This is a genomic window from Aeromonas sp. PI_26 (assembly GCF_027854445.1).
In the GTDB taxonomy this organism is placed as follows: Bacteria; Pseudomonadota; Gammaproteobacteria; order Enterobacterales; family Aeromonadaceae; genus Aeromonas; species Aeromonas veronii.
Map to the genome: position 1 here is coordinate 25,465 of NZ_JAJNOE010000024.1, position 24,699 is coordinate 50,163.

The following is a 24,699-nucleotide window of genomic DNA, read 5'->3' on the forward strand; positions in this document are numbered from 1 at the left end:
AAAAAGGCAGGGTAGCGCTACTTCGCGCGACAACCACTGGCCAAGCGGCCATGCTCGCTTTTTGAACCTATGAGTCCCTTATCGCCCCTTTTTTGATCTGTGACATAAATCACCTTTTTTCAGGGGCGTAGGCTGAATGCCGTTGTCCTGGACAGACGCCTGCGCATTCGCCAGGACACAAGAAAAGGAGAATGAGATGAAGATCTATGACCGTAACCGCAATGTGCTGAACCTGGGTCAGCGCGTGATGATTGCCGCCACTGGCGCAGTCGATTTTCTGAAAGAGGCCCACACCGACAATATGACCCCCTATCAGGCGGAGCATGAGAAGTGCGTGCTGCTGGCAAACTCCGGTGAGCGCTACGCCCCCATCGAGTTGATTAGACTAGGCTGATCCCTTTCCCTGTCACCCTACTCTTTACAATTCACCCGGCCACCGCGCCCCATCTGGCGGCCGGGTTTCTGATCTCCCCTCTCTGCTTTACCCACCCATCAATTACATCGCCTCAAGCTGCTTTGAGTCATCGTGTAGGTTCGATTAGCGAAGCGTAATCGGACGATCGCGTAATCGAACAATCGCGTAATGGAATATCCGCACCATCACGACCCGCAAGCAGGCAAGGCTATGCTTGGCTTTTCGGCCTCAATGAGGGGAACAAGATGGCCAATTGGCGGCAGGCCACACGCTCCCGTTTGGCTGCCAGCGAGGCAGTGAAAGATTCATGCCCATTCTGTTTGTTCAATCGCATGTAGATTCAAACCGATAGCTCCACTGGTTGTTTGAAAGATCATCATGCAGATCATTAATTCAGCATAGGGTTATTGAAACGGCTGATTAGTACCCCCATGATTTGGAAGTGATCAGTTCGAGTCTCATCTAGTTCCCAGATATGGAACTTATGTTGACAGCTCTCTAAGAGAGATAGTAATCTTTAGTTACCAAATGGGGAACTTTGATGCAGTTGTTAGGAAAAAAGCGTCTCTCCTCACTACTCGGACAGGATAAAACTGTCGATGTGTGGGTATCTGCTTGGGTTGCAGAGGTGAGCAATGCGAACTGGAAGACTCCAGATGAGCTGACTAGCGCGTTTCCACGAGCATGTTCTTGTGGTGATTGTGTGTATCTTTTTCCTGTGTGTGAAAGTGGCAATGGATTGAAGTTGCTCTTTTCCTTTGACAAGGGTATCGCCTTGATTCAAGAAGTGACTAAAAATGAATAACCAACAGCCTTTGAAGGTAATTAAAACTCCAGAGCAGTATCAGGCATATTTGTCTGAAATAGAGATGTTACTCTCTAAAGTGTTGGTTCCTGGCTCTCCAGAATCAGACAGATTAGATGTTCTTTCTGTGCTTATTGATAGCTATGAAAGATCAAATTTTCCGATTGAGCCTGTTTCTCCTATCGATGCAATAAAATTTAGAATGGGGGAAATGGGATTAAAACAAGTTGATTTAGCACCATATTTTGGTTCAAAAAGTAGAGTGTCAGAAGTGCTTTCTGGCAAAAGGCCCCTCACTGTTGCGATGATAAGGTCTTTGTCTATAGGTCTTGGGATTGCTCCTCAAACACTTCTTGGTCTAGAAAGTGAAGCGGATTATACACACTCAGATAAGAAGGAAGAGATTGATTGGGCAAAGTTCCCAATAAAAGAAATGGTAGCTAAAGGTTGGCTAGAACGGCTGCAATCAACAGCTATAAAAACAGTGGAAGAACAAGTTAAGTCTTTTATGGAAGGGCTCGATTTCGGTCGCACGGGCGCAGCGTTTAAGAGAACCTTGAGTGGTGATGCATACTCGCCATCAACGCAATATAAATTATATGCATGGCTCGCTCGAGTCGTACAAAAAGCAAGAGAGCGGACAAATAATTTAACAGAGTACAATCCGAACTCAATAGATAAAAATTTCTTGAAGCAATTGGCAAATTTAAGTTGGTTAGAACATGGGCCTGTTCTTGCGATTGAAATGCTAGAGAAAAATGGTATTTGTGTCGTGATTGAACCAGCGTTAAAGGGGACATCTGTCGATGGTGCTGCATTAAAAGATAGTGATGGTCGGCCTATAATTGGTCTGACTTTAAGGCATGATCGATTGGATAATTTTTGGTTTACTCTGTTGCACGAAGTTGTCCACGTTTGGAAACATCTAGATGAGCCCGTAACATTTGTTGATGATACAGAGCATCAGGTAGATGGGAATAGCAAAATAGAAGCGGAGGCAAATCGAATTGCGCGCGATACCTTTATTCCAAGAGTTATTTGGAAGCGCAGTTCCGCATATTTAAATCCAAGTTCATCAACAATTGATTTGCTTTCTAGAGAACTAAGAATACATCCTTCAATAATCGCAGGGAGATTAAGAAGAGAGCTAGGTAAATATAATCAATTCTCAGACTTGGTCGGATATGGTGAGGTTCGTAAACTTTTCCCATCAAATGAGTGGTAGATTTTAAACGATAAGGTAACTGTATGATCCCTAAATATGTTCCAATCATGAAGGCTAAGAAAGGTGAACTCACCGCATATAGAAATCTTAGTGCGGAAACAAAAGCTCATACAGTTCCCTTGTTTGAGGTGGCTCAGGTACCAAAAGATAATAAGAGGTATTCTGAGTCAGCGCATCCAGTTCAGCTATATATAAGTGATGTTGCAGATCAGATAGCAGAGGTCGTTGGTAAAACATCAATACTAGTCGATATTTCTAGATGGGCACCTAATGCTACAACTGAAAATGGTGAGCATATACTAGGCGCTATCATTGATGAGCTAGAGTCTAAAGGGGTTGATGTAATTCCTGTTATTGGATACGAGAGATGGGAGGATCCGGAATACGCGACCCTGCTGAGCAGCATTAGTGAAATTAAAAAGAGTTTCTGTATTAGATTAGAGTCATACGCTTTTGAGGATATGATCGAAGAGAATCACTTTTATGATGTCCTGAATGACATTATTGATTCCCTTGATTTGGATTGTTCTAAGTGCATCGTTATGCTCGATTTTTCTGATGTAACAGATCAACCTATAACTGAGATTCAGGAAGTATCAAGTAGAGCAATAAGTACATTAAGTAAGTATGATTTTTTGTATGTAGTTTTAGCCGGATGCTCTATATATTCAGTAATCAACGATATGGTGCCAAAAGAAAGCTCTACGGGCTATGTTGTTAGGCGTGAGTGGATGGCATGGAAGATACTCAAGGAACTTCCACATAATAGTCATTTGGTGTTTGGTGATTATTGTATTACTAGTCCTCAACAGGCTGATGGAATAATTGCGCCAGATGCTAATGGGAAAATTAGATATACAATTAAAGACAAGTATTACGTAATCAGAGGCTATTCGAAAAGAAAGCTCTTAAAAGGAGCTCAGATGTACGCTCTATGCAAGGATTTAATTAGCAGTCCTCATTATAGAGGTACGAATTTTAGTTGGGGGGATATGAAGATAAATTCTTGTGCTAATGAAGAGTTTAAAGGCAATCCTACAGATTGGATTGCTATAGATACAAGTCATCATATCACTCATGTAGTCTTAGAGGTTGCAGAATTTGAACAAAATGCTGCGGCTAAAGCTGCTCAGGGTTTTAACTTTAGTGCTTTGATTAAAGGCACTTGATGTTAAATTAGCAGTCTTTATTTAATAAAATCAACCCGGCCTAAGCCGGGTTGGTTGTATCAAAAGACGGGAAAAATCAGAGCGCTTCCAATCTGGCATAGGCCGTCACCAGCCACTTGGCGCCGACCTCATCGAACTGGATCTGCACCCGGCTCTGCTGGCCGACCCCTTCGAAGTTGAGTACCACCCCTTCGCCGAATTTCGGATGGAGCACCCGCTGGCCGAGCTTGATGCCGCTGGCGTCGAAGCTCTGCTGCACCTCGTTCTGGCTAAAGCGGCCGTACTGGGTGGGGCGGCTCACCTGAGTGCGCAGCCGGATCTCTTCCAGACACTCGGCGGGCATCTCGCGGATAAAGCGGCTCGGTTTGTGGAACATCTCGCGGCCGTAGATGCGGCGGCTCTCGGCATAACAGATGTAGAGCTTCTCCATGGCGCGGGTCATGCCGACGTAACAGAGGCGGCGCTCCTCTTCCAGCCGGCCCGACTCCTCGGTGGATTGCTGGCTGGGGAACATCCCTTCTTCGACGCCAACCAGCAGCACCAGCGGGAACTCCAGCCCCTTGGCGCTGTGCAATGTCATCAGCTGCACTGCGTCGGCATATTCGTCCGCCTGATTCTCGCCGGATTCCAGCGCCGCGTGGGCGAGGAAGGCGGAGAGATCGCTCATATCCTCCAGCTCGTCCGGGCGCTGGTACTGGCGGCAGGCGGTGACCAGTTCGTCCAGGTTCTCTACCCGCGCCTGGGATTTCTCGCCCTTTTCCGCCAGATACATCGCCTTGAGGCCGGAGTTTTGGATGGCGATATCCGCCTGCTGGTGCAGCGGCAGCAGGGAGACCTGCTCCTCCAGCGCGTCGATGAGATCGACAAAGCCGCGCACCGCGTTACCGGCGCGACCGGTCAGCACCTTGTCGTTGAGCAGCGCCTTGGCCGATTGCCACAGGTTGAGCCCCTGATCGCGGGCGTTGCCGCGCAGGATCTCGAGGGTGCGATCGCCGATGCCGCGGGTCGGGGTGTTGACCACCCGCTCGAAGCTGGCGTCGTCGCCACGGTTGTTGATAAGCCGCAGGTAGGCCATGGCGTCTTTAATTTCCTGCCGCTCGAAGAAGCGCAGGCCGCCGTAGATGCGATAGGGCATGGCATCCTGCATCAGCGCCTCTTCCAGCACCCGTGACTGGGCGTTGGAGCGATAGAGGATGGCGCAGTCGGCTAGGAGGCCGCCCTTTTCCTTCCAATCCTTGAGACGACCGACCACGAAGCGGGCTTCGTCCACCTCGTTGAAGGCGGCATACAGCGAAATCGGCTCGCCCTCGGCCCCTTCGGTCCACAGCTCCTTGCCAAGGCGCTCGGCGTTGTTGGCGATGACGCTGTTGGCGGCCTTGAGGATATTGGCGGTGGAGCGGTAGTTCTGTTCGAGGCGGATGGTCTCGGCGCCCTGATAGTCGGTCAGGAAGCGCTGGATGTTCTCGATCTTGGCGCCGCGCCAGCCGTAGATGGACTGGTCATCGTCGCCGACGATCATCACCTTGCCGCTGTTGCCCGCCAGCATCCGCAGCCAGGCGTACTGGATGCCGTTGGTATCCTGAAACTCGTCCACCAGGATGTTCTGGAAGCGGTCGCGGTAGTGCTCGAGGATGTGCGGCTTGTTGAGCCACAGCTCGTGGGCGCGCAGCAAGAGTTCTGCGAAGTCCACCAGACCGGAGCGATCGCAGGTCTCCTGATAGGTCTTGTAGATCTGCTGATAGGTGCGGGTGACGGGGTCGCCGTAGAGGTCGATGTCGCCGGGGCGCAAGCCCTCGTCCTTCTTGCCGTTGATGTAGCCCATCACGGCGCGCGGGGCCCAGTGCTTCTCGTCGAGGTTGAGCGCCTTGAGCACCCGGCGGATCAGCCGGTACTGGTCGTCGGAGTCGAGGATCTGGAAATCCTGCGGCAAGCCCGCATCCAGATGGTGGGCCCGCAGCAGGCGGTGGGCGATGCCGTGGAAGGTGCCAATCCACATACCGCGCACGCCGTCGCCGATCACCTTCTCGACCCGGCCGCGCATCTCGGCCGCCGCCTTGTTGGTAAAGGTGACCGCGATGATGGAGAAGGGTGAACAGCGTTCCACCTGCATCAGCCAGGCGATACGGTGCACCAGCACCCGGGTCTTGCCCGAACCGGCACCGGCCAGCACCAGCAGGTTGCTGCGGGGCGCCGCAACGGCATCTCTTTGCTTGTCGTTGAGCCCGTCGAGCAGGGTTGAAACGTCCATCACCACTCCTGTTTATTTATACAGGCTGGGATTATACGGCCATCCCCCTGCCAGACCAAATCCAAACTCGGGGGGAGGGGCAAGATGGGCGCTTGCGGGGGCGCCGGTGCGGCCATTTTTGGCTGGCGCAGAGAGAACGGGACGGGGAGGTTTCCAGCTGTAGCCAATCCTTGCTCGTGCGGTTTGTGGGGATTTTGCGAGCCGGATCACGGGCTTGCCGGGGGGCTGGATGAATAAGAGGGGAAAACGGTTTACAGTAACTTGCTGAACAATAAGAGAAATGTCGTTTGGGTCTTTTGGTTGTTAGCATAAAAAACTGAAAAGTAGCTAAAAAACAACTGCTTATAAGGTTATTTGCTTAGAATTCAAACCGTTAACGCAAACGTTTTTCCCTTATCATTTGCTTGACCCGCATCGGGGCTGACTTAGAGTAAGCCTGCGTGCTAGATAGCCTGCTCTGACAGGCAAGCAAGTTCCCTCACTTAATAACAATCAAGGATACGATCGTGACTAAAGTGCTCAAGCTGGCCACTGTGGCCTCCCTCACTCTCGCTGCTCTCTCTGCTCAGGCTGCTTCCGAGCCAGCCGTCATTTATGACACCGCGGGCAAGTATGACAAATCATTCAACGAAGCCGTGTTCCGTAACGGCGTCGAGCTCTACAACAAGGACAAGGGCGTCAAGGTCAAAGAGTTTGAACCCCAAAACGAAGCCCAGCGCGAGCAGGGTCTGCGTCGTCTGGCCAGCCGTGGCAACGGCCCGATCGTGGCGGTCGGTTTCAACATGGGCTCTGCCGTAGAAAAAGTGGCGACCGAGTTCCCGAAAACCCAGTTCACCATCATCGACATGGTGGTCGACAAGCCGAACGTCCAGTCCGTCATCTTCAAGGAGCATGAAGGTTCCTTCCTGGTGGGCGCGCTGGCTGCCATCGCTTCCAAGAGCGGCAAGGTCGGCTTCGTGGGCGGCATGGATATTCCGCTGATCCGCAAATTCCAGTGCGGTTACGAGCAGGGTGCCAAGTTCGTCAATCCGAAGATCGAAGTGTTCCAGAACATGGCGGGCTCTACCCCGGCCGCGTTTGCTGACCCGGCCAAAGGTGCCGAGCTGGCCAAGTCCCAGTTCGCCAAGGGTGCTGACGTGGTTTACGCCGCAGCCGGCGGTACCGGTATCGGTGTCTATCAGGCAGCCAAGGACAGCGGCAAGTTCGCCATCGGGGTGGACTCCAACCAGAACCACCTGCAACCGGGCACCATGCTGACCTCCATGGTCAAGTCTGTGGGTCTGGCCGCTTACCAGACCTGGGATGACGCTGCCAAAGGCGAGTGGAAGCCGGGTATCAAGAACCTGGGTCTGGCTGAAGGCGGTGTGGATTGGGCACTCGACAAGGACAACGAGAAGCTGATCACCCCGGAAATGAAAGCCAAGGTAGATGCCATCAAGGCTGAAATCATCGCTGGCAAGGTCAAGGTTCATGACTACATGAGCGATAACACCTGCAAATACTAATTAGATAGTTGCTACGACTCTCAACGCACCACCGGCCCGCACGGGCCGGTTTTTAGTCTTATTTCATGAAACGCAGGGCTGCATCATGGACCAGACAGATCGCTATGCCATCGAATTAAGAGGTATCGATAAGCGGTTCGGCGAAGTGTACGCCAACAAGCTGATCGACCTTAAGGTTCGCAAAGGCAGTATCCACGGCATTGTCGGCGAAAATGGCGCCGGTAAGTCCACCCTGATGAGCATCATTTATGGTTTCTACCATGCCGACAAAGGCGAGATGCTGATCGACGGGAATCCTTTCAAACCCCATGGCTCACAAGATGCGATTGCCGCAGGGGTGGGCATGGTTCACCAGCACTTCATGCTGGTCAATAACTTCACCGTATTGGAAAACGTCATCCTCGGCGCTGAGAACGGCTGGCACCTTCAGCAGAGCGTGGCGTCAGCCGAAAAGCTGCTTGGCGAACTGGCGCGAGACTATGGCCTAGACGTGCCGCTGCACGAAAAGGTCGAAGATCTGCCGGTTGGCTTGCAACAGCGGGTCGAAATTCTCAAGGCGCTCTATCGCGGCGCCCGCATCCTGATCCTCGACGAGCCGACCGGGGTACTGACCCCGCAAGAGGCGGATCACCTGTTCGAGGTGCTGAAAAAGCTGCGGGATCAGGGGGCGACCATCATCCTTATCACCCACAAGCTGCGGGAGATCCTGGCCATCACGGATCAGGTCTCCATCATGCGCCGTGGCGAGATGGTGGCACACGTTGCAACCAAGGATACCGACAAGGAGCAACTGGCCGAGCTGATGGTGGGCCGCAAGGTGCGCCTCAAGGTCGACAAGGGGCCAACCCAGCCCGGTGAAGCCAAGCTGAAGATCGAAGGGCTCAGCTACGTCGACGCCAGCAAGGTGGAGCGGGTCAAGTCGGTCAGCTTCGAGGTGCGGGCCGGTGAAGTGGTCGGCATCGCCGGGGTCTCCGGCAACGGCCAGTCCGAACTGCTCAGCCTGCTTGGCGGCATTCTCAAGCCGAGCAAGGGCAGCTTCACCATCAGCAGCCGCAGCGGCGTGCACAAGGTGAGCGCGGAGCACCCGGCCGATCCGGAGCTGGTGCGCAACTACGGCCTCGGTCATGTGCCGGAAGATCGCCACAAGATGGGACTGATCAACCGCTTCGAGGCGAAAGAGGCCTTCATTCTCGGTTATCACCGCCGCCCGCAATACAACAAGGGGTGGCTGCAGAACAAGGAGGCGATCCAGCAGGATTGTCAGGCCAAGATGGAGAAGTGGGACGTGCGCCCGCCCCATCCCGATCACAAGACCGCCAACTTCTCCGGTGGCAACCAGCAGAAGCTGGTGATCGCCCGTGAAGTGGAGCAGGACCCGGATGTGCTGTTGATCGGCCAGCCGACCCGCGGGGTCGACATCGGCGCCATCGAGTATATCCACCGGCAGATCATCGCCATGCGCGACAAGGGCAAGGCCGTCTTGCTGGTCTCGGTGGAGCTGGACGAGATCATGAGCCTCGCAGACCGGATTCTGGTCATTGCCGATGGTCGCATCGTCGGCGAGCTGGATGGTGCCAAGGCGGATGAGCGCACCATTGGTCTGATGATGGCGAATATAGTGCCGGACGAAGTTGCCAAGGAGGCCCACTGATGAGCCAAGTACGTATTCCTGCCTGGGTCTCCGTAGGCGTCTTGTCTGCGGTCAACATCCTGCTGGCCTTCCTGGTGTCGGCCATTCTGTTCTACTACCTCGACATCAACCCGGTCGATGCCGCCAAGATCATGTGGTACGGCGCGTTCGGCACCGGTGAAGGGGTCGGCTTCACCCTCTACTACGCAACCGGCTTTATCTTTACCGGTCTGTCGGTGGCGGTCGCTTTCCACGCCGGTCTGTTCAACATCGGTGGTGAAGGTCAGGCCTATATCGGCGGTCTCGGTGTCGGTCTGGTCTGTCTGATGCTCGGCGATGTGCTGCCGTTTGCCCTGCTGTTGCCGCTCTCCATCATTGCCGGTGGTCTGTTCGGTGCTGCCTGGGCCTTTATTCCGGCCTGGCTGCAAGCCAAGCGCGGCAGCCATATCGTGATCACCACCATCATGTTCAACTTCATCGCCGCCTCGCTGATGGCCTATCTGCTGGTGGAGGTGTTCAAGCCGCCCGGTTCGATGGCGACCGAGAGCAAGGTGTTTGCCGAAGCAAGCTGGCTGCCCAAGATGAGCGGGCTGGCGAACCTGTTCGGGATGGAGATCCCCAACAGCCCGCTCAATATCAGCTTCTTCTGGGCGCTGATCTGTGCGGCGCTGGTGTGGGTCTTTATCTGGCACACTCGCTGGGGTTACGAGATCCGCTCGGTCGGCGCCAGCCAAAGCGCCTCTGCCTACGCCGGTATCTCCTATCCCAAGGTGGTGATCCTGGCGATGGTCATCTCCGGCATGCTGTCGGGCTTTTTCGCCCTCAACGTGCTGCAGGGTGAACTGCACCAGATCAAGCTCAACTTCGTGGAAGGGTTCGGCTTCACCGGTATCGCGGTGGCGCTGATGGGGCGCAACCATCCGGTCGGCGTCATCATCGCCAGCCTGCTGTTTGGCTTCCTCTATCAGGGGGGCGCCGAGCTCAGCTTCGAGTTCGGTGTCGACCGCAACATCGTGGTGGTGTTGCAGGGGCTGGTGATCCTGTTCTGTGGCGCCCTTGAGCACATGATGCGTCCGCGCATCGAGCAGCTCTATCTGGCGTTTGCCAACCGCTCAGCCGCGCAAGCTAAAGGAGTCTGATCATGTTTGAAATTCTGATCCTGATGCTGGATGCGACCATTCGTACCGCGCCGCCGCTCATTTTGGCCGCCATGGCGGGCATGTTCTGCGAGCGCTCCGGGGTGGTCAACATCGCGCTGGAAGGCAAACTGCTGGCGGCAGCGTTCGCCAGTGGTGCGGCTGCGGCGGTCTCCGGTTCTGCCTGGGTAGGTCTGGGGGCCGGGGTGGGTGTCTCCATCCTGTTTGCCCTGATGCACGGCTTTGCCACCATCACCCACCGCGGTGATCAGGTGGTGAGCGGCATGGCCATCAACATTCTGGCGGCCGGTCTGACCGTGACGCTGGGCCGTTACTGGTTCGATCAGGGTGGCCAGACCCCGGCGCTTTCCGGTGATGCCCGTTTCGCCCCCATCGATCTGCCCTATGCCAAGGAGCTGTGGGATGTGCCGGTGATCGGCCAGCTCTACAGCGAGCTGTTGAGCGGCCACTCCCTGCTGGAGTACGTGGCGTTCGCCTGCGTACCGCTGGCATGGTGGGTGATGTTCCGTACCCGCTTCGGTCTGCGGTTGCGGGCGGTGGGCGAGGCACCGGCAGCGGTCGATACCGCCGGTATCTCGGTGGTGCGGATGCGCTACACCGCGCTCCTCATCGGCGGCCTGCTGGCTGGTATCGGTGGCACCTATCTGGCGGTGGCCCAGACGGCCCAGTTCATCCCCAACATGAGTGCGGGCAAGGGCTTTATGGCGCTGGCGGCGCTGGTGTTCGGCAAGTGGCGTCCTTGGAATGCCATGGCAGCCTGTCTGCTGTTCGGCTTCCTCGATGCGGTCGCCATCCGCCTGCAAGGGGTCAGCATCGGCGGCTTCGCCATTCCGGTGCAGGCCATCGAGGCACTGCCCTACATCCTGACCGTGTTCCTGCTGGCCGGCTTTATCGGCCGCGCGGTGGCGCCGAAGGCGCTTGGTACACCCTATGTGAAGGAGCGGGAGTAGCGCCCTTTATCGCGATACTCCCACCCAAGCAAATAAGAGCAGGCCCACTTCGGTGGGCCTGTTTTTTTATGGGCGGGATGGGACAGATCAGTCGGGATCTGGATGGTGTGATAGAGGGAGGCGATGGCGTGAAGGGATAAAGGGGCTGCGTGAGTTGCTGCGGGGAGCGGCTGGCTTACAGGTGCATATCCCGCTGCCAGTACCATTAAAAACCCCCTCGTATCAGGAGGGGGTTGCAGAGGTTATTGCCGGATTAACCCTGAGGTTCAGGGTGCCAGCACCAGCTTGTAGACGCCAAAGCCGGGGTGTTTGGCATCGGTGGGTGGCAGGGTCTCCACATAGTTCAGCTTGCCACCGGTCAGGGCTTGCGCCTCGCTGCGTGGCGAGCTGTAGATGCGCAGATCCAGATTGGCGGGCAGGGGTGCCAGCTGCCAGTTGTTGTCTGCCGGGGGCTCGAAACCGGCCGGATTCTTCTCTGCCAGATCCTTGAGGTATTCGGAGAGCACTTCGCGGGTTTCGAACTGATCTTCATGGACGATCACCTTGGCGTTGATGCCCGGGAAGTTGCCACCACCGCTGGCGCGGTAGTTGTTTGTCACCACGTAGAACATCTGGGCCGGGTCGATTGTCTTGCCCTGATAGGTGAGGTTGGTGATGCGATAACTGTCGCTCACCTTGTTGCCATCCACATCGTAACGGGCGGGTTTGGTCACATCGACCTGATAGTTCACACCGTCGATCACGTCGAAGTTGTAGGTGCGGTACTTCTCGTTGACCAGCCACTGGGTCGCGGTGCTTGCGGCATCGATCTTGTTGAACTGGACGGCGCTCTTCTCCAGCCACTCCTGTACGGACGCGCCATTGATGGCGACCACCTGCAGGGTGTTGGGGTAGACATAGAGGTCGGCCACGTTGCGCAGGGAGATATCGCCAGCCGGTACATAGGTGAAGTCGGTCGGGCCGTTGCGACCGCCACGGAATGGCGCGGCGGCGGAGAGGATGGGCCATTTCTCCTTGAGCTGACCGTCCTGTTGCAGCTTCTTGGCGTGCCACAGCTGGGCGTCGCTGACGATCTGGATGGAGGGGTCATCCTGCACCAGCGCGAAGAAGCTGTGGATTGGCTTGGTGATCTTGCTGAGGGGCTCGTCCAGCCACTGGTTGGCCTGCTCGTGCTCGGCAATGACCTGATCGACCACCGCCTGATCTTCGGTGCTGGTGGCGCTACTGTCGATCTTGCGCAGCTGGGACTGGCTGGAGGCCACTTCCCAGCGACCCTCTTTCCAGGTCATGTGCAGGTCGATGATGCCAAGGTGGTTGCCCCAGACGCCCGGCATCACGGTCGGTACGCCCGCCAGGGTGCCTTTCTCGTTGTCCACGTCGGTCATGTTGGGGTAGTCGCCCGGGAAGGTGCGGTGGGCATGGCCCAGCAGCAGGGCATCGACCCCTTTCACTTTGGCCAGCGGCAGGGCGGCGTTCTCCATCATGGGTTCGCGCGGGTCACCTATGATGCCGGTGTGGGCCACGACCACGACGATGTCAGCGCCCTTGGCGCGGATTTCGGGTACATAGTGCTCGGCGGTCTCGACCATATCGGCCACTACCACCTTGCCTTCCAGATTGCGCTTGTCCCACTGGGTGATCTGGGGCGGAGTCAGGCCCAGCACACCGACCTTGATGGTCTGGGTATTGCCGTTGGCATCCTTCACCTGACGATCCAGCACCACATAGGGTTTGAATTTCTGCTTGCTCCAGTCGATGGTGCCCTTGCCATCACGGCTGAAGGCATCGGCCTGGAAGACGTTGGCGTTGATGTAGGGGTAGTTGGCCCCTTTCAGGGTCTCTGAGAGGAAGTCGAGACCGAAGTTGAATTCGTGGTTGCCCAAGTTGCCGACATCATAGCTCATGGTGTTGAGCGCCTTGATGGCGGGGTGGGTCTGCTTGCTCAGCCACTGCTGTTTGACCTGCTGGTCGTGGATATAGTCGGCCAGCGGGGTGCCCTGGATCAGGTCGCCGTTGTCGATCAGCAGGTTGTTGGCGTTCTCTTCGCGGGCCTTGCGGATCAGCACTGCGGTGCGGGCGAAGCCCAGCGAGGCATCCGGCTTGTTCTGGTAGTAGTCGTAACTCAGCAGGTTGGAGTGGATATCAGAGGTTTCGATCAGCCGCAGGGTGAGATCACCGGGGGCCTGAGAGTTGTTGTCGTCACAGCCGGACAGCAAAAAGATAACTGCCACCGCGCTCAGTTTGAGGGTGGTTTTCATTGTTGGATTCTCTTGTTATGGGTATGCCAGCGTGGTGCATTCTATCGACAGCAAAAGAATCCGATTGTGAGCAGGCTGGCAATTCGGGCTAATTACCCTCCTGTTAATAGAGTTATGACTCTGATTTTCATCTGTTTTTTCGAGTCGCTACCCTCGCTGCTTTTCCGCCGTTAGTCACCCTGTAGTCACCGCAGTGCGGTCGGGGCAAGCGGCACGGCCTGCCGCTCCTGCGAGGCTGTAATGGTTGGTTACAGATCTCCATTCGACTGATAGATGACCTTTCCCTTAAATTCAGCGGCGATTGATTGCATCTAAAAAATTACAAAGCGACAGCAAGGAATAAAACCTCATGAAAATGCACAACAAAGCGCTGCTGGCCATCGCCTGCGCCGCCGCCCTGTCTGGCTGTGACAGCGAAAAAGCTGCCAACAGTATCGCCAAGCGGGTGCCGCTGGCTCTGCCGGAGGCGGGTCTTTACCATGCGAATCTGCTGAGCCGCGACGGCGACAAGGCGACGCCGCGCATGATCAAGGATCTGGATGGTCTGGCGCTGGTCTACCCGAAGGGTGAAACCGTGCAGCACTGGGGTGTCTGGGTGGATCATCAGGTGGGCAAGGTCGAGACCAACAGTCAGTGGCTGGGTCAGGCTGACCAGAAAGCCGACAAAGACGGGATCTACCCGGTGCAGTTGATCCGCAACAGCGAACGGCTCGGCACCAGCACGGCGCTCAGCTCGGTGACCAACGACCACAACCTCATCACCTTCCAGGATCAGCCGGTCATCGATCTGCAGGGCAAGGAGATCAAGCGCTGGGTTTTTGATTTCACCCGAACCGGCACCAAGTTCTCCGACAACTCCCCCATCTATTCCGGTTTCAGCGGTCATGTGGCGGTGACGGCCCTGACCACCAAAGCGGTGACCACGGCCAGCTGGAGTGCCACGGACAGCGATGGCTTCAGCAGCGACATGGTGGGCAAGGTGGATACCACCAACAACGGCGGCAAGCTGACGGTAGCGATCGAGTTCCCGGCGGCAGGTTGTACGCTGGTGGGCGAGGGGAGTGCCGCTGCAGGGTTGAGCAAGCTGACCATGACCGGGTTTGGCAAGTGCAACTTCAAGCAATCCGCTGCCGCCACGCCGATCGAAAACCTCTGGAATGCTGCTCTGGCCCGGGCGATGGATAACCGCGTCGCCTATGTCACCACCTATAACACGGATGCCAAAAAAGAGGCGTTGGTCATCGGCTTCCCCGACACCAATGGCTTGCTGATCACCGCTGACAAGCGATAAGCAGCTAACGGCAGGGGGGGGCAAACGCGCCTGAAACAACAAGGGAGCCAGTGGCTCCCTTGTTGTTTTCAACGCACGGTTTACAGCAGGAACAGGGTCGCCAGCCCGAGGAAGATAAAGAAGCCGCCGGTGTCGGTGATGGCGGTGATCATCACGCTGGCTCCCACCGCCGGGTCGCGGCCGAGGCGGGTCATGGTCATGGGGATGATGACTCCCATCAGGGCGGCCACCAGCAGGTTGAGCATCATGGCCAGGGTCATCACGACGCCGAGCGCCGCATCCTGATAGAGCAGATAGGTGGCAATGCCCATGGTGCCACCCCACACCAGCCCGTTGATAAAGGCGACGCCGAGTTCCCGCAGCAGCAGGAAGGAGAGGTTGCCCGCCTGAATGTGCTGCAGCGCCAGCGCCCGCACTATCATGGTGATGGTCTGGTTGCCGGTGTTGCCGCCGATCCCGGCGACGATGGGCATCAGGGCCGCCAGCGCCACCAGCTGGGAGATGGTGTGCTCGAACAGGCCGATCACCCGCGAGGCGACAAAGGCGGTGCAGAGGTTGATGGCAAGCCAGGCCCAGCGGGTCTTGACCGCCTTGCTGACAGGGGCGAACACGTCTTCATCCTCGCTGATACCCCCCATCCGGCGCAGGTCGGTGTCACTCTCCTCATAGACCAGATCCACCACCTCTTCGACGGTGAGGCGGCCCATCAGCTTGCCCTTGCCATCCACCACGGCGGCGGAGAGCAGGTCATCCCGCTCGAAGGTACGGGCCGCCGCCTCGTCGTTGTCTTCGGGATCAAAGGTGATGGGATCCTGTTCCATCACCTCGCTCACCAGGGTGGCGGGTTTGTGCAGCAGCACAGTGGTGAGGGCCAGTTCGCCGAGCAGGTGGTTTCGCCGATCGATGACAAACAGCTTGTCGGTGTTGGCGGGGATCTTGCCCCGCAGCCGCAGGAAACGTTGCACGGTGGCGAGGCTCACGTCGGGGCGCACCGTGATGAGCTCGAAGTCCATCATGGCGCCGACCGTGTGCTTGCCGTAGCGGATCACTTCGCGTACCCGATCCCGATCGGCGGGGGCCATGGAGGTGAGCAGGCGTCCCATCAGGTTGCGGGGCAGGTACTGGCCCAGATAGATCTGATCGTCGATGTCGAGGGAGCGCAGGGCATGCAGCAGCTCGCGGTCGCTCATGCCGCTGATGAGGCTCTCCCACACCGTCTCCGACGCCTCGACCAGCACCTGGCCGCGTTTGTCTTCGCTCACCAGATGCCAGAGGGCGTGGCGTTCATCGGGAGGCAGGGATTCCAGCGCATCGGCGATGTCAGCGGCGGGCAGGCCGTTGACCAGCCCGCTCAGCTGGCTGGTCTGGTCGCGTTGACCCGCATCCTGTTCAAGCTGGGGGTCGATCAGACTGTCGGTGAGGGCATCGTCGCCCAGCAGCAGGGTGAGAATGCGGGATCTGTCTTCCGCGCGCTGCTTGGCGCTGTTTTTGAGGGGCAGAGACATGAAAAAATTCCTGAGCTGGTGGCCGATAGGCCGAATGCCCATAGGATACCAGACTTAAAACAACAGGTTATGACCGGGATTCGGTGATGGCTGGATAAAAATGAGGCCACCTTGCGGTGGCCTCATGACTCACATGCCAAGACCGCTCAGGCGAGGGCCTGGCGGGAGAGGGCTTGTTGGTCTTGTCCAAACCAGGCAAGTTGCTCGGCCAGGGTTACCACCGAGCCCACCATGATAAGGGCCGGGCTCTCGACACCCACTGCCAGCTCGGGGAGCTGCTCCAGGGTGCCGCGAATGACCCGCTGGCTCGGCTGGGTGCCGCGCTCGATGAGCGCCACCGGGGTGTCGCCCCCCTTGCCGTGGGCCAGCAGCTGTTCGCGGATGGTGGCGCAGCTCGATAGCCCCATGTAGAACACCAGGGTCTGCTTGTCTTTTGCCAGCAGGGGCCAGTCGAGATCCCGGGCGCCCCCCTTGCCGTGGGCGGTGACGAAGCGCACGCTCTGGGCGTGATCCCGGTGGGTCAGCGGAATGCCGGCGTAGGCGGCGCAGCCGCTGGCCGCCGTGATCCCTGGTACCACCTGAAAGCCAATGCCAGTACCAACGAGCGTCTCCAGCTCCTCGCCGCCACGGCCGAAGATGAAGGGGTCACCTCCCTTCAGCCGCACCACTCGCTGACCCTTCTTCGCCTCCTCCAGCAGGAGCTGGTTGATCCCCTCCTGCGGCACGCAGTGGTTGCCCGCCTGCTTGCCGACGAAGATGCGCCTGGCATCCCGGCGCACCAGCGCCATCACCTCGTCGGAGACCAGGCGGTCATAGACCACCACGTCCGCCTGCTGCATCTGGCGCAGGGCGTGCAGGGTGAGCAGACCCGGATCCCCGGGGCCGGCACCGACCAGCACCACCTCGCCACCGGTCTGGCTTTCATCGGCAAACAGGGTATCGGCCAGCTGGTGGGCAGAGGCGTGATCGCCGCGAGCCAGCGCCTGACCGAGGCGATCTGCCCCCAGCAGCCGCTCCCAGAAGCGGCGCCGCTCCCCCATGGTGGCGAAGCGCGCCTTGACCCGATCCCGCAGGCTGCCGGCAAAGGCCGCCACGGCCCCCAGATGCTGGGGCAGCATGGCTTCGAGCTTCTCCCGCAGCAGCCGGGCCAGTACCGGGGCCTTGCCGCCGGAGGAGATGGCCACCATCAGCGGCGAGCGGTCGATGATGGACGGCATGATGAAGCTGGATCGCTTGGGGTCATCCACCACGTTGGCAAAGATCCGCGCTTGATTGGCGCTCTGGTAGACCAGAGCGTTCACCTCGCGCCGATCGGTAGCGGCCACCACCAGCCACTTGCCCGTCAGGTGCGCCGGCGCAAACTCGGCGGCCAGCCACTCGATGCTGCCGTTGGCAGCCAGTTCCGCCAGCTCGGGGTCGAGCTCGGGGGCCACGACCGTGAGGTGGGCACCGGCATCCAACAGCAGGCGCGCCTTGCGCTGTGCTACCTCGCCGCCGCCGACCAGCAGCACGGGTTTGTTGTCGAGTCGGCAAAAGATGGGCAAGTAGTCCATGGGGCCTCCTGATCAGGCGGTTTGGGTCTGGCTGGAGTTAGTGGCAGCGTCGGTCACGGCGACCGGGCGCTCAGCCTTGGGGGTGGCATACCAGTAGCCCAGACCCATGAAGAGGGCGCCGGAGACGGTGTTGCCCAGGGTTACCCACAGCAGGTTGTGGCCGATGCCGCCCAAGGTGTAGGCCTCGGAGTGGGCGCCGAACCAGGAGAGGGCGAACAGAGTCATGTTGGCGATGGAGTGCTCGTAGCCGGAGGCGATAAAGGCCAGCAGGCACCACCAGATGGCGATAAAGCGGGCGGCTCCTTCGGTGCGCAGCGCCATCCAGATGGCGAGGCAGACCAGCCAGTTGCAGAGGATGCCTTTCATGAACAGGGTCAGGGCCGGCGCCTGGGTCTTGGCCAGCGCCACCTTGTGGGCCAGGCTGCCCGCATCCGGCAGCAGGCTGCCGCCGTAGGAGTAGATGAGCGCCACGACGATGGAGCCGAGCAGGTTGCCGGCCCAGGTCTGGGGCAGGATGCGCAGCAGGTCACCCATGGTGATCTTGCCCGTCTTCACCCCGAAGGTGAGGAACATGGTGTGGCCGGTGTAGAGCTCGGAGCCGGCGATGATCACCAGGGTCAGGGCGATGCCAAAAGTGGCGCCCATCACCAGCGGTCGCACGGTGGGATCCACCAGGTTGCCGAGGGTGAAGATGAGGATGATGCCGAGGCCCACATAGGCCCCCGCCATGGCGGAGCTGAGCCAGAAGCCGAGTTTGTCGCTGCGCTCGAAGCGGTTGATGCGGGCCGCGTTGGCGGCGCACTTGTTAATGGTTTCCGTGTACATCTTGTGAGTCCTTGAAAGGGCTGCCCTCTGGCAGCCCGAAAGAGAGTGAAATCGGCTTTAGACGGCGACCCAGACCTGCTGGTCGCGCACTTCAACGGGATAGCTTTGCACTGACATCGCCGGGTTATCGAAGCAGTGACCGTCGCTCAGGCGAAAGCGCTGCTTCTTGAGCGGGCTGGCCACCCAGAGCTCGTCGTCGTGTTCACAGATAAGGCCCCGCGACAGCACGTTGGCGGCGAAGAAGGGATCCCGGTTGTCGATGGCGAACACCTCGGCCGCTGCACTTGGGCGGAACAGGGCGACCTGGCGACCTTCAATGAGTGCACAGACGCCGGTGCCCGGCAGGATGTCGTTGAGTTGGCAGGCAAGTTTCATCATTTGGTTTCCACCTCGATCTGGTAGACGGGGATGCGCTCGGCCGGGGTCGCCGGTCGGTGCTGGTCGCGCTCGGCGACGAACTGAACGTCCGGATCGCGCTTGTCGCTGTTGATGAAGTGGCTGAAGCGCTTGAGCGCCTCCTCTTCATTGAGGGTGCGCGACCATTCGCACTCGTAGCTGTCGATGAGGGTCTGGATATCGCGCTCCAGCGTCTCGGCCAGCCCCAGCTTGTCGTCGACGATCACCTCGCGCAGGTAGTCGACGCCCCCTTCCAGGTTGCCGAGCCAGACCGAGGTGCGCTGCAGTTTGTCGGCGCTGGTGACGTAGAACATCATAAAACGGTCGATCAGCTTGATGAGGGTCTCGCGGTCTAGGTCAGAAGCCAGCAGGTCGGCGTGGCGCGGCTTCATGCCGCCGTTGCCGCCCACATAGAGGTTCCAGCCAGCGTCGGTGGCGATGATGCCGACGTCCTTGCCCTGGGCTTCCGCACACTCGCGGGTGCAGCCGGAGACACCGAACTTCATCTTGTGCGGGGTGCGAATGCCCTTGTAGCGGTTCTCGAGGAAGACCCCGAGGCCAACGCTGTCCTGTACGCCGAAGCGGCACCAGGTGCTGCCGACGCAGGTCTTGGCCATGCGCAGTGCCTTGGCGTAGGCCTGACCGGTCTCGAAACCCGCAGCCAGCAGCTTGCGCCAGATGGCGGGCAGGTCATCCTTCTGAGCCCCGAACAGGCCGATGCGCTGGGCGCCGGTAATCTTGGTGTAGAGCTTGTAGTCGCGGGCCACTTCGGCCACCGCCAGCAGCCCTTCCGGAGTCACTTCGCCACCGGCCATGCGCGGGATGACGGAGTAGCTGCCGTCCTTCTGCATGTTGCCGAGGAAGATGTCGTTGGTGTCCTGCAGCGGGATATTGCGCGGGCTCAGCACATGCTCGTTCCAGCAGGAGGCGAGGATGGAGCCGACGGTCGGTTTACACACCTCGCAGCCATAGCCCTGACCGTGTTTGGCCAGCAGCTCGTCGAAGCTCTTGATCCCCTCCACCTTGACCAGATGGAACAGCTCCTGACGGGAGTGGGGGAAGTGGGCGCAGAGGTGGTTGTTGACCTCGATGCCCTGCTTAACCAGTTCGGCGTTGAGCACCTGACTGATGAGCGGCACGCAGCCGCCGCAGCCGGTACCGGCCTTGGTGTGCTGCTTGATGGCGGCCAGGGTGGTGTGACCCTCGGCCACCGCCTTGGCGATGTCGCCCTTGGAGACGTCGAAGCAGGAGCAGATCTGGGCGCTCTCCGGCAGGGCATCCACCCCCAGCGTCGGCTTGGCACCGGCGTAGGCGGGCAGGATCAGGGTATCCGGGTGGCTCGGTAGCGGCAGGGCGTTGAGCATCATCTGCAGCAGGTTGCCGTAATCTTCCACGTCACCCACCAGCACGGCGCCGAGCAATCGGCTGTTGTCCTCGCTCACCACGATCTTCTTGTAGACGCCGGCTTGATCGTCCTGAAACACATAGCTGTGGCTGCCCGGGGTACGACCATGGGCATCACCGATGGAGCCGACGGAGACGCCGAGCAGCTTGAGCTTGGCGCTCATGTCCGCCCCCTCGAAACGGCTGTCGCCGCCGAGCAGGTGGTCGACGGTGATCTGGGCCATCTTGTAGCCCGGAGCCACCAGCCCGAAGAAGCGGCCCTGCCAGGCGGCGCACTCGCCGATGGCGTAGATGTCGGGGTCGGAGGTGAGGCAGTGATCGTCGATGACGATACCGCCGCGCTCGGCGATGACGAGATCACCGTAGCGGCCCAGGGTATCTTGCGGGCGAATGCCGGTGGAGAAGACCACTACATCCACTTCAAGCTGGCTGCCATCGGCAAAGGCGAGGCGGTGTTTCGCCTGTTCGCCGCCATGCATCAGGATCTCGCTGGTGCTCTTGCTGGTGTGTACCTGCACGCCCATGGATTCAATCTTGCGGCGCAGCAGCTGGCCGCCCTGACCGTCGAGCTGCTCGGCCATCAGCACCGGAGCAAACTCCACCACGTGGGTCTCGAGACCCAGCGCCTTGAGGGCGCCGGCGGCTTCGAGGCCAAGCAGGCCGCCACCGATAACCACCCCGCTCTTGCCGCTCCTGGCGGCGCTGCGGATGGTTTTCAGATCCTCGATGGTGCGGTAGACGAAGCACTCGTGGTGCTGACTGCCCGCAATGGGCGGCACCCAGGGGTAGGAGCCGGTAGCCAGCACCAGCTTGTCGTACCCGACCACAGTGCCCTTGTTGGAGTGTACTTCGCGGTTGGCCCTGTCGATTTTTTTCACCGCTTCGCCGAGCAGCAGGCGGATGCCGTGCTTGTCGTAGAAGCCGGGTTTGACGAGGGAGAGATCTTCGCTGGTGTGATGGGAGAAGTAGGAGGATAGATGGACGCGATCGTAGGCGGGACGGGGTTCTGCACCGAAGACGGTGATCTCGTAGCGGCCCGGATCGGCCCGCTCGATCAGCTCTTCGATGAAGCGGTGCCCCACCATGCCGTTGCCCACAACGACCAGTCTGACTTTGCTCATGATTGCCTCTAGTTTGGAGTAATAAAACATCATTCTGGGGCTAGGCTACCCAGTCAGTCGGGGCGGGCAATTGATGCAAATCAAGTGTCTATTTATATATCTCGTCAGGGGTAATTTAATAAAATTCAAAGATATACAAAAATAGGTATACCAGTTGAGTGTTTTGGTGCTGGGTGCGAGTGGGACATAGAGAGGAGGGGGCTGGGGCTTAAAATGCAAAACGCCCCCATTTCTGGAGGCGTTTTTTTACAAACAGAACTGCGCTTACAGAATAAAGCGGCTCAGATCCTCGTCTTCAATCAGCTGGCCGAGGTGGGCGTTGACGTAGTCGGTGTCGATGACAAAGGTCTCGCCGGACTTCTCGGAGGCGTCATAGGAGATATCCTCCATCAGGCGCTCCATCACGGTGTGAAGACGGCGGGCACCGATGTTCTCGGTACGCTCGTTGACCTGCCACGCCGCTTCGGCCAGACGGCGGATGCCATCCTTGGTGAACTCGATGTTGACCCCTTCGGTGGCCATCAGCGCCTTGTACTGATCGGTCAGGGAGGCGTTCGGTTCGGTCAGGATACGCTCGAAGTCATCTGTGGTCAGGGCGGTCAGCTCGACGCGGATCGGCAGACGACCCTGCAGCTCGGGGATGAGGTCGGACGGCTTGGCGATCTGGAAGGCGCCGGAGGCGACAAACAGGATGTGGTCGGTCTTGACCATGCCGTGCTTGGTGTTGACGGTGCAACCTTCAACCAGCGGCAGCAGGTCGCGCTGTACCCCTTCACGGGAGACATCCGGGCCCGAGCTTTCGCCGCGCTTGCAGATCTTGTCGATCTCATCGAGGAAGACGATGCCGTTGTTCTCGACCGCAGCGATCGCTTTCTGCTTCAGCTCTTCCGGATTGACCAGACGGGCCGCTTCCTCTTCGATCAGCGCCTTCATGGCCTCTTTGACCTTGATCTTGCGCTTCTTCTTCTGATTCTGGCCCAGGTTCTGGAACAGCCCCTGCAGCTGGTTGGCCATCTCTTCCATGCCCGGCGGAGTCATGATTTCGACGCCCATCGGGGAGGCGGAGAGCTCCAGCTCGATCTCCTTGTCATCCAGCTGACCTTCCCGCAGTTTCTTGCGGAAGATCTGGCGGGTGTTGGAGTTGTCGGCTTTCTCTTCCTCACCCCAGGTGTTGCGCGGGTTGGGCAGCAGGGCGTCGAGGATGCGCTCTTCGGCGGCTTCCTCGGCGCGGTATTTCATCTTCTCCATCTCGGTTTCGCGCACCAGCTTGATGGCGGCATCGGTCAGATCGCGGATGATGCTGTCCACTTCCTTGCCGACATAGCCCACTTCGGTGAACTTGGTCGCTTCCACCTTGATGAAGGGGGCGTTGGCCAGCTTGGCCAGACGACGGGCGATCTCGGTCTTGCCGACACCGGTCGGGCCGATCATCAGGATGTTTTTCGGGGTCACTTCATGGCGCATCTCTTCGTTGAGCTGCATCCGGCGCCAGCGATTGCGCAGGGCAACGGCAACGGCGCGCTTGGCATCGGCCTGACCAATGATGTGACGATCCAGCTCGTGGACGATTTCTCTCGGGGTCATCTCGGACATAATGGTGTTCCTGTATCCGGGGCGGGCAGTGCCCACCCCTTGGGAAATTGGGTTTGGCTGGTGGCCTTATTTGGCGGCCTTATTTCGCCGAATAGTCCAGCACTTCGATGGTGTGGTTGCCGTTGGTGAAGACGCAGATGTCGCCCGCAATCTTGAGGGACTTCTCGACAATGGTCCTGGCATCCAGCTCGGTGTTTTCCAGCAGCGCGATGGCGGCGGACTGGGCAAAGTTGCCGCCGCTGCCGATGGCGATGAGATCGTGCTCCGGCTGCACCACGTCACCGTTGCCGGTGATGATGAAGGATTTGTGTTCGTCGGCCACGGCCAGCAGCGCTTCGAGGCGGCGCAGGGCGCGATCGGTGCGCCAATCTTTGGCCAGCGCCACGGCGGCGCGCTCCAGATTACCCTGATGGGCCTGCAGTTTTGCTTCGAAACGCTCGAGCAGGGTGAAGGCGTCGGCGGTACCGCCAGCAAAACCGGCCAGCACCTTGCCGTTATAGAGACGATGAACCTTGCGGGCGTTGCCCTTCATGACGGTGTTGCCAAGAGAGACCTGGCCATCGCCACCGATGACGACCTGACCGTTGCGGCGAACTGAAACTATGGTAGTCACTTTACTTACCTCGCTTGAGCCGAATGACGGCCTGACTGTGCATGGCAAGAAAGATGGGGATGGCAAACGGGCTTTTCAACCCTGCCTTTGGTCGGGATAAACGGGGTAGCAAACAGCGTGGGTGCGAGTGACACCAAAAGAACAGGGCCGGTTGTTGCCACCCGGCCCTGTGTCATCGGTAAGCGGATTACCCTTTCTTGGGAATGCAGCCGCTGATGCCGGAGCTCTGCAGCTTGCTGTTGGCCGCGTCGGCGGCGGCCTTGCCGTTGAAGGGGCCGACCATCACCTTGTAGACGGTGCCGTTGGCGCCATTGATCACCTGCAGGCTGGAAGAGAGGCCGGCGGTGAAGGCGATACGCGCCTTGAGCGACTCTGCGGAATCCTGCGAGCGCAGGGCGGCGCACTGCATCATGTAGCGACCGCTGTCGGCGGCTGCGGTCTGGGCTGGCGGGGTCGCCGCTTTGGCCTTGGCCGCTTCGGCACGCTCCCGTTCCAGCTCGGCGCGGATCTCCCGCTCCATCCGCTCCCGTTCGGCCTTGCGGTCGATCACCTGCTCTTGCGCGCTGGCAACCGGTGCACCCGAGGTGGAAGGGGTGGTCGCCGGATTGGGCTGATAAGGCTTGGGCTGGCCGATGGGCGTTCCCGGTTGGGGAATGTCGGTCGGCACCGGCTGTGGCAGTTTTTCCGGTTGCAGGGTCATGGTATCTGCCGGTGGTGGCGGCAGCACACCCGGCTGGGGCGGTGGCTCGATAACATCAACCTGCTTGTTCTCAAGCCGTTCGATGTAGCTCCACTTCTCCTGTGGCAACCCGTTGTTCTGTGGTTTTGGCTTGTTGGCCTTTACCTGCTCTTCGATGGTGGGGGCGTCGCTGCCCTTGCCATTGATCATGTAAAGGAAGCCACCAAAGCCTGCCAGCAGTGCCACGACCAGCAGCACTGGAATAACAGGAAAGCGGCGAGGGGCCGCTTTCTTGGTATTGCGGCCACCCGCCCGACGTCGCGGGCGGCTGCCGACATAATCCCGGGTTGCCATCTA

Annotated in this window: 19 protein-coding genes; 9 read left to right on the plus strand and 10 right to left on the minus strand. The window is 58.7% G+C overall.

What is annotated here, in order from left to right:
* Positions 1-196 precede the first annotated feature (196 nt).
* The 4 genes from ydfZ to LRL22_RS19205 all read left to right on the plus strand — a co-directional run bounded on the left by ydfZ (position 197) and on the right by LRL22_RS19205 (position 3,614).
* Positions 197-394: a putative selenium delivery protein YdfZ gene (gene ydfZ / locus LRL22_RS19190; protein ID WP_005342516.1), complete on the plus strand. Its 198-nt coding sequence runs from the start codon at positions 197-199 to the stop codon at positions 392-394.
* Positions 395-956: 562 nt separating this feature from the next.
* A complete protein-coding gene (locus tag LRL22_RS19195; RefSeq protein WP_125609046.1) occupies positions 957-1,220 on the plus strand; it encodes a type II toxin-antitoxin system HigB family toxin in 264 nt (87 codons plus the stop codon).
* Entirely contained in the window at positions 1,213-2,445 is a 1,233-nt protein-coding gene (locus LRL22_RS19200) for an ImmA/IrrE family metallo-endopeptidase (protein ID WP_219265095.1), read from the plus strand. The genes LRL22_RS19195 and LRL22_RS19200 overlap by 8 nt, the downstream gene beginning before the upstream one ends.
* 23 nt (positions 2,446-2,468) lie before the next feature.
* The gene (locus LRL22_RS19205; RefSeq protein ID WP_270906134.1) at positions 2,469-3,614 is read left to right on the plus strand and encodes a beta family protein; all 1,146 of its coding nucleotides are present in this window, start codon (positions 2,469-2,471) and stop codon (positions 3,612-3,614) included.
* Positions 3,615-3,690: 76 nt separating this feature from the next.
* On the opposite strand, the gene uvrD is transcribed toward LRL22_RS19205, so the two are convergent.
* Entirely contained in the window at positions 3,691-5,862 is a 2,172-nt protein-coding gene (gene uvrD / locus LRL22_RS19210) for a DNA helicase II (protein WP_167573774.1), read from the minus strand.
* 506 nt (positions 5,863-6,368) lie between these two features.
* On the opposite strand from uvrD, the gene LRL22_RS19215 reads away from it, so the two are divergent.
* The 4 genes from LRL22_RS19215 (at position 6,369) to LRL22_RS19230 (ending at position 11,104) form a co-directional block, all read left to right on the plus strand.
* On the plus strand, positions 6,369-7,367 hold the full coding sequence (locus tag LRL22_RS19215) for a BMP family lipoprotein (RefSeq protein WP_005340803.1): 999 nt from the start codon (positions 6,369-6,371) through the stop codon (positions 7,365-7,367).
* A gap of 85 nt (positions 7,368-7,452) precedes the next feature.
* Positions 7,453-9,018: an ABC transporter ATP-binding protein gene (locus LRL22_RS19220; RefSeq protein ID WP_270906135.1), complete on the plus strand. Its 1,566-nt coding sequence runs from the start codon at positions 7,453-7,455 to the stop codon at positions 9,016-9,018.
* Positions 9,018-10,136, plus strand: coding sequence for an ABC transporter permease (locus tag LRL22_RS19225; protein WP_005357011.1), 1,119 nt, complete (start codon positions 9,018-9,020; stop codon positions 10,134-10,136). Before LRL22_RS19220 ends, LRL22_RS19225 begins: the two co-directional genes overlap by 1 nt.
* A gap of 2 nt (positions 10,137-10,138) precedes the next feature.
* Positions 10,139-11,104 (plus strand): ABC transporter permease, encoded by a 966-nt coding sequence (locus tag LRL22_RS19230; protein WP_005340795.1) that lies wholly within the window; start codon positions 10,139-10,141, stop codon positions 11,102-11,104.
* 266 nt (positions 11,105-11,370) lie between these two features.
* Here LRL22_RS19230 and LRL22_RS19235 read toward each other — a convergent pair whose 3' ends face one another.
* The gene (locus LRL22_RS19235) at positions 11,371-13,362 is read right to left on the minus strand and encodes a bifunctional 2',3'-cyclic-nucleotide 2'-phosphodiesterase/3'-nucleotidase (protein WP_270906136.1); all 1,992 of its coding nucleotides are present in this window, start codon (positions 13,360-13,362) and stop codon (positions 11,371-11,373) included.
* Positions 13,363-13,711: 349 nt separating this feature from the next.
* Between LRL22_RS19235 and LRL22_RS19240 the strand changes: the two genes are divergently transcribed.
* On the plus strand, positions 13,712-14,653 hold the full coding sequence (locus tag LRL22_RS19240; RefSeq protein ID WP_270906137.1) for a hypothetical protein: 942 nt from the start codon (positions 13,712-13,714) through the stop codon (positions 14,651-14,653).
* An 80-nt stretch (positions 14,654-14,733) separates the two neighbouring features.
* Here LRL22_RS19240 and mgtE read toward each other — a convergent pair whose 3' ends face one another.
* The 8 genes from mgtE to LRL22_RS19280 all read right to left on the minus strand — a co-directional run bounded on the left by mgtE (position 14,734) and on the right by LRL22_RS19280 (position 24,696).
* Positions 14,734-16,158 (minus strand): magnesium transporter, encoded by a 1,425-nt coding sequence (gene mgtE / locus LRL22_RS19245; RefSeq protein WP_270906138.1) that lies wholly within the window; start codon positions 16,156-16,158, stop codon positions 14,734-14,736.
* 146 nt (positions 16,159-16,304) lie between these two features.
* Entirely contained in the window at positions 16,305-17,711 is a 1,407-nt protein-coding gene (gene cysG / locus LRL22_RS19250; protein WP_270906139.1) for a siroheme synthase CysG, read from the minus strand.
* A gap of 12 nt (positions 17,712-17,723) precedes the next feature.
* Positions 17,724-18,536 (minus strand): nitrite transporter NirC, encoded by an 813-nt coding sequence (nirC, locus tag LRL22_RS19255; protein ID WP_270906140.1) that lies wholly within the window; start codon positions 18,534-18,536, stop codon positions 17,724-17,726.
* Positions 18,537-18,593: 57 nt separating this feature from the next.
* Positions 18,594-18,911: a nitrite reductase small subunit NirD gene (gene nirD, locus LRL22_RS19260; protein ID WP_026456163.1), complete on the minus strand. Its 318-nt coding sequence runs from the start codon at positions 18,909-18,911 to the stop codon at positions 18,594-18,596.
* Positions 18,911-21,457 (minus strand): nitrite reductase large subunit NirB, encoded by a 2,547-nt coding sequence (nirB, locus tag LRL22_RS19265; RefSeq protein WP_270906141.1) that lies wholly within the window; start codon positions 21,455-21,457, stop codon positions 18,911-18,913. The genes nirD and nirB overlap by 1 nt, the downstream gene beginning before the upstream one ends.
* 264 nt (positions 21,458-21,721) lie before the next feature.
* Positions 21,722-23,050: an HslU--HslV peptidase ATPase subunit gene (hslU, locus tag LRL22_RS19270; protein ID WP_149151899.1), complete on the minus strand. Its 1,329-nt coding sequence runs from the start codon at positions 23,048-23,050 to the stop codon at positions 21,722-21,724.
* 79 nt (positions 23,051-23,129) lie between these two features.
* Positions 23,130-23,663 (minus strand): ATP-dependent protease subunit HslV, encoded by a 534-nt coding sequence (gene hslV / locus LRL22_RS19275; protein WP_005340772.1) that lies wholly within the window; start codon positions 23,661-23,663, stop codon positions 23,130-23,132.
* A gap of 187 nt (positions 23,664-23,850) precedes the next feature.
* Positions 23,851-24,696, minus strand: coding sequence for an SPOR domain-containing protein (locus LRL22_RS19280; RefSeq protein ID WP_270906142.1), 846 nt, complete (start codon positions 24,694-24,696; stop codon positions 23,851-23,853).
* Positions 24,697-24,699 lie beyond the last annotated feature (3 nt).

Coding starts and splice junctions, on each gene's coding strand:
- LRL22_RS19240 (WP_270906137.1), top strand. CDS start 13,712: ATGAAAATGCACAACAAAGCGCTGCTGGCCATCGCCTGCGCCGCCGCC.
- LRL22_RS19225 (WP_005357011.1), top strand. CDS start 9,018: ATGAGCCAAGTACGTATTCCTGCCTGGGTCTCCGTAGGCGTCTTGTCT.
- LRL22_RS19200 (WP_219265095.1), top strand. CDS start 1,213: ATGAATAACCAACAGCCTTTGAAGGTAATTAAAACTCCAGAGCAGTAT.
- LRL22_RS19195 (WP_125609046.1), top strand. CDS start 957: ATGCAGTTGTTAGGAAAAAAGCGTCTCTCCTCACTACTCGGACAGGAT.
- LRL22_RS19205 (WP_270906134.1), top strand. CDS start 2,469: ATGATCCCTAAATATGTTCCAATCATGAAGGCTAAGAAAGGTGAACTC.
- LRL22_RS19220 (WP_270906135.1), top strand. CDS start 7,453: ATGGACCAGACAGATCGCTATGCCATCGAATTAAGAGGTATCGATAAG.
- nirC (WP_270906140.1), bottom strand. CDS start 18,536: ATGTACACGGAAACCATTAACAAGTGCGCCGCCAACGCGGCCCGCATC.
- hslU (WP_149151899.1), bottom strand. CDS start 23,050: ATGTCCGAGATGACCCCGAGAGAAATCGTCCACGAGCTGGATCGTCAC.
- mgtE (WP_270906138.1), bottom strand. CDS start 16,158: ATGTCTCTGCCCCTCAAAAACAGCGCCAAGCAGCGCGCGGAAGACAGA.
- uvrD (WP_167573774.1), bottom strand. CDS start 5,862: ATGGACGTTTCAACCCTGCTCGACGGGCTCAACGACAAGCAAAGAGAT.
- LRL22_RS19230 (WP_005340795.1), top strand. CDS start 10,139: ATGTTTGAAATTCTGATCCTGATGCTGGATGCGACCATTCGTACCGCG.
- nirD (WP_026456163.1), bottom strand. CDS start 18,911: ATGAAACTTGCCTGCCAACTCAACGACATCCTGCCGGGCACCGGCGTC.
- cysG (WP_270906139.1), bottom strand. CDS start 17,711: ATGGACTACTTGCCCATCTTTTGCCGACTCGACAACAAACCCGTGCTG.
- LRL22_RS19280 (WP_270906142.1), bottom strand. CDS start 24,696: ATGGCAACCCGGGATTATGTCGGCAGCCGCCCGCGACGTCGGGCGGGT.
- nirB (WP_270906141.1), bottom strand. CDS start 21,457: ATGAGCAAAGTCAGACTGGTCGTTGTGGGCAACGGCATGGTGGGGCAC.
- ydfZ (WP_005342516.1), top strand. CDS start 197: ATGAAGATCTATGACCGTAACCGCAATGTGCTGAACCTGGGTCAGCGC.
- LRL22_RS19235 (WP_270906136.1), bottom strand. CDS start 13,362: ATGAAAACCACCCTCAAACTGAGCGCGGTGGCAGTTATCTTTTTGCTG.